Annotated in this window: 4 protein-coding genes and 1 rRNA gene; 4 read left to right on the top strand and 1 reads right to left on the bottom strand. The window is 73.6% G+C overall.

All coding sequences use genetic code 11. The annotated features are described in order from the left end of the window. Positions 1-77: 77 nt before the first annotated feature. From ACFTXQ_RS36440 to ACFTXQ_RS36425, 4 genes are read left to right on the top strand one after another with little or no spacing between them, the layout of a single operon-like run. Complete coding sequence (locus tag ACFTXQ_RS36440; RefSeq protein WP_382649924.1) at positions 78-1,319, top strand: DUF4350 domain-containing protein; 1,242 nt, start codon at positions 78-80, stop codon at positions 1,317-1,319. Beyond that, entirely contained in the window at positions 1,316-2,332 is a 1,017-nt protein-coding gene (locus tag ACFTXQ_RS36435; protein WP_382649921.1) for an AAA family ATPase, read from the top strand. Before ACFTXQ_RS36440 ends, ACFTXQ_RS36435 begins: the two co-directional genes overlap by 4 nt. Beyond that, positions 2,332-3,642, top strand: a complete 1,311-nt coding sequence (locus ACFTXQ_RS36430; RefSeq protein ID WP_382649919.1) for a DUF58 domain-containing protein — start codon at positions 2,332-2,334, stop codon at positions 3,640-3,642. The genes ACFTXQ_RS36435 and ACFTXQ_RS36430 overlap by 1 nt, the downstream gene beginning before the upstream one ends. A 49-nt stretch (positions 3,643-3,691) precedes the next feature. Then, on the top strand, positions 3,692-4,288 hold the full coding sequence (locus ACFTXQ_RS36425; RefSeq protein ID WP_382649916.1) for a Uma2 family endonuclease: 597 nt from the start codon (positions 3,692-3,694) through the stop codon (positions 4,286-4,288). A gap of 87 nt (positions 4,289-4,375) precedes the next feature. Here the strand turns inward: ACFTXQ_RS36425 and rrf are convergent. Continuing rightward, positions 4,376-4,462, bottom strand: a 5S ribosomal RNA gene (gene rrf, locus ACFTXQ_RS36420); the annotation flags it as partial.

The raw sequence follows: 4,462 nt of genomic DNA, 5'->3' as shown, positions 1-4,462 counted from the left end.
CGGGCCGCCCCCCCCGCGCGCCCCCCGCGGCCCCGCCCCCAGGGGCCGCCCCCTTGCCACGTTCGGCGCCCGAGGAGGTGCCCCGGCGCGCGCCCGTCACCGCCGGAGCTCCGACGGCCACGGCCACCGCCACCGCCCCGAGCCCAAGCGGCGCCAGGCGGACCCGGCGCGTCCGCCTGGCAAGAAGGGCCCTCGCCGTCCTGGCGGTGCTCGCCACCGGCGCCATCACCCTCGCCGCCCTCAACTCCGGCACCCGCCACGGCCTCCTGGACCCCCGCTCCGCCGACCCCTCCGGCACCCGCGCCGTGGCCGAGCTCCTCAAGGACCACGGCGTCACCACCCGTGTCGTCACCACCGCCCGCGAGGCCGCCGACGCCGCAGGCCCCCGCACCACCCTCCTGGTCACCGCCCCGGACCGCCTCGGCGCAGCCCAGCGCACCACCATCCGCTCCGCGACGGACCTCTCCGGCGGCCGCACCGTCCTCCTCGCCCCCGGCAGCCAAAGCCTTCCCGACCTGGCCCCCGGCGTCCGCACCAAGGGCGACGCCGGCACCGAAAACCTCGCCCCGGCCTGCACGCTGCCCGCCGCCACCACCGCCGGCCGCGCCGCCACCGGAGACGGCCTGCGCTACGGCACCACCCTCCCCCGCGCCACCGCCTGCTACCCCAGCGACGGCCACCCCACGCTCCTCCTGCTCCCCAGGGGAACGACCGGCGACACCGTGATCCTCGGCTCCGGCACGCTCCTCCTGAACGAGAACCTCGCCCACGAGGGCAACGCTTCCCTGGCCCTCCAACTCCTCGGCTCCCGCCCGAACCTCGTCTGGTACATGCCGTCCCTCGCCGACTCCGACACCGCCGACGGCCCGGTGCAGGACAAGAGCCTCATCGACCTCGTCCCGTCCGGCTGGTTCTGGGCCCTGCTCCAGCTGTTCGTCGCCGCCGCCCTCGCCGCCCTCTGGCGCGCCCGCCGCCTCGGCCCCCTCGTCACCGAGAAGCTGCCGGTCGTCATCCGCGCCTCCGAGGCCACCGAGGGCCGCGCCCGCCTCTACCGCAAGGCCGGGGCCCGCGACCGCGCCGCCACCGTGCTGCGCACCGCCGCGCGCGAACGCCTCGCCGCCCTGGTCGGCGTACCGCACACGCGGGCCCACGAGCCCGCGTCCCTCGTCCCCGCCGTCTCCGCGCACCTCAGCGGCGCCACGGCCGGGGCCCGGGACGTCACCACCCTCCTCTTCGGCCCCACCCCCTCCGACGACGCGGCACTCGTCGCGCTCGCCGACCACCTCGACGCCCTCGAAAGAGAGGTCCGTACGTCATGACGTACCCGACCACCGAGCCCACGGCCGCGACCGAGCCCGCGGCCGCAACGGCGGCTGCGACCGCGGACAGCGCCCGCGCTTCCCTCGAAGCGCTCCGCACCGAGATCGGCAAGGCCGTGGTCGGCCAGGACTCCGCCGTCACCGGCCTCGTCGTCGCCCTCCTCTGCCGCGGCCACGTCCTCCTCGAAGGCGTCCCCGGCGTGGCCAAGACCCTCCTCGTACGGGCCCTGGCCGCATCCCTCGAACTCGACACCAAACGCGTCCAGTTCACCCCGGACCTGATGCCGAGCGACGTCACCGGCTCCCTCGTCTACGACGCCCGCACCGCCGAGTTCTCCTTCCAGAACGGCCCGGTCTTCACCAACCTCCTCCTCGCCGACGAGATCAACCGCACGCCCCCCAAGACCCAGTCCTCCCTCCTCGAAGCGATGGAGGAACGCCAGGTCACGGTCGACGGCACGCCCCGCAAGCTCCCCGAGCCCTTCCTCGTCGCCGCCACCATGAACCCGGTCGAGTACGAGGGCACCTACCCCCTCCCGGAAGCGCAGCTGGACCGCTTCCTCCTCAAGCTCACGGTCCCGCTCCCCTCCCGCGAGGACGAGATCGGTGTCCTGACCCGCCACGCCGCCGGCTTCAACCCCCGCGACCTCCGGGCCGCGGGCGTCCGCCCGGTCGCAGGCCCGGCCGAACTCGAGGCCGCCCGCGAGGCCGTGGCCCGTGTGACCGTCTCCCCGGAGATCGCCGGCTACGTCGTCGACGTCTGCCGCGCCACCCGCGAGTCGCCGTCCTTCACCCTCGGCGTCTCCCCCCGCGGCGCGACGGCCCTGCTGGCCACCTCCCGCGCCTGGGCCTGGCTCACCGGCCGCGACTACGTCACCCCCGACGACGTCAAGGCGCTCGCCCTGCCGACCCTCCGCCACCGCGTCCAGCTGCGCCCCGAAGCCGAAATGGAAGGCGTCACCGCGGACTCGGTCATCTCGGCGATCCTTTCCCACGTCCCCGTACCGCGCTGATGGCCCTCACCGGACGCGCCGCCCTCCTGGCGGCCCTCGGCAGCCTCCCCGTCGGCATCCTCGAACCGAGCTGGGCGGGGATGCTCGCGGTCAACGGCCCGCTCGCCCTGGCATGCGCGGTCGACTGCGCCCTCGCGGCGCCCGTCCGCAGCCTGAAGCTGACCCGCTCCGGCGACACCTCCGTCCGCCTGGGCGAGTCCGCGGACGTCCACCTCACGATCACCAACCCGAGCGGCCGCCCGCTACGGGCCCGCGTCCGTGACGCCTGGCCCCCGAGCAGCTGGCTCCCGGGGACGGAGCAGGCCGCCTCCCGCCACACGGTGGTGATCCCCGCGGGTGAACGCCGCCGGCTGACCACCCGCCTCCTCCCCACCCGCCGCGGCGACCGCGTGGCCGACCGCGTCACGATCCGCTCGTCGGGCCCGCTGGGCCTGTGGGCCCGCCAGGGCTCCCGCCCCCTCCCGTGGACGGTCCGGGTCCTCCCGCCGTTCACCAGCCGCAAGCACCTGCCCTCCCGGCTGGCCCGCCTGCGCGAACTGGACGGACGTACGAGCGTCCTGACCCGCGGCGAGGGCACGGAGTTCGACAGCCTGCGCGACTACGTCCCCGGCGACGACACCCGCTCCATCGACTGGCGTGCCACGGCCCGCCAGCACAAGGTGGCCGTCCGCACCTGGCGCCCCGAACGCGACCGGCACATCCTGATCTGCCTGGACACCGGCCGCACTTCGGCGGGCCGCGTCGGAGACGCCCCGCGCCTGGACTCCGCCATGGACGCGGCCCTGCTCCTCGCCGCCCTGGCCACCCGCGCCGGCGACCGCGTGGACCTCCTGGCCCACGACCGCCGCCCCCGCGCCCAGGTCCAGGGCCGCGCAGCGGCCGACGTCCTGCCGTCCTTCGTGAACGCGATGGCCACCCTCGAACCGGAACTGGTCGAGACGGACTCCCGCACCCTGGTCTCCACCATCCTCCGCAATGCCCCGCGCCGGTCCCTGGTGGTCCTCCTGACGAGCCTGGACGCGGCCGCGATCGAAGAGGGCCTGCTCCCCCTCCTCCCGCGCCTCACACAGCGCCACACGGTTCTCCTGGCCTCGGTGGCCGACCCGCACGTAGCGGAAATGACGAAGGCCCGCGGCAGCGTGGACGCCGTCTACGAAGCCGCGGCGGGCACCCAGTCCCAGACCCAACGCACCCGCACGGCCGCCGAACTCACCCGCCACGGCGTCCACGTGGTCGACGCGACCCCGGACACCCTGGCCCCGGCCCTGGCCGACGCCTACCTGGCCCTCAAGGCCGCCGGCCGCCTTTAAGGGGGGCCACATCTCGATACGCTGGTCGGGTAGTCACCAGGAGGACACCATGGGCGACCTCACCGCGGAGCAGATGCGCCGCATGCATGACTTCGCGGAGCAGCTCTCGGAACTGGCCGAGCACCAGGAAGACCAGTGGAAGGTACAGACCACCGACGGTCAGATCTTCCTCACGATGATGAACCCCACGGCTCCCCACGGCCTGAACGTGGTGCGGTTGCGCCGTCAGATCGAGGCCCAGACACCCGAGGTGATGGCCCTCAACGACACGAACATGGGCGATCCGGTGACCGGCTTGACCAAGGTCCCGGACCTCATGGTCATCGCTGAGGAGGACACCGACGACACCGCAAAGGTCGTCAACTCCCGCGATGTCCTGATGGTGGTGGAGGTCGTCTCCCGTACGAACTCCCTTACCGACATCCGCGACAAGCTGCACGACTACCCGCGGATGGGGGTCCCGCTTTACGTCGTCGTGGACCCCCGCAGGGACAAGAAGACCGTCACGGTGCACAGCGATCCCTCAGAGGGACCCGACGGCATCCGCTACCGCAAGAAGGTCCCCCACGCTTTCGGGGACACCGTCACCGCCGGCCGCTGGACGCTCGACACGAGCAGCCTGAAGAGCTATCCCGCCGACTGGTGAAGTGGCGGGTCCGCCGCGGCCCCGGATTCGGCCCCGGAACGCAGAAAAGCCCCGCACCATAAGGTGCGGGGCTTTCCCACAATGATTGTTCGGCGGCGTCCTACTCTCCCACAGGGTCCCCCCTGCAGTACCATCGGCGCTGAAAGGCTTAGCTTCCGGGTTCGGAATGTAACC

It is taken from the genome of Streptomyces sp. NPDC057010, from assembly GCF_042673805.1.
In the GTDB taxonomy this organism is placed as follows: Bacteria; Actinomycetota; Actinomycetes; order Streptomycetales; family Streptomycetaceae; genus Streptomyces.
This window is presented reverse-complemented; position numbering and strand designations above follow the sequence as displayed.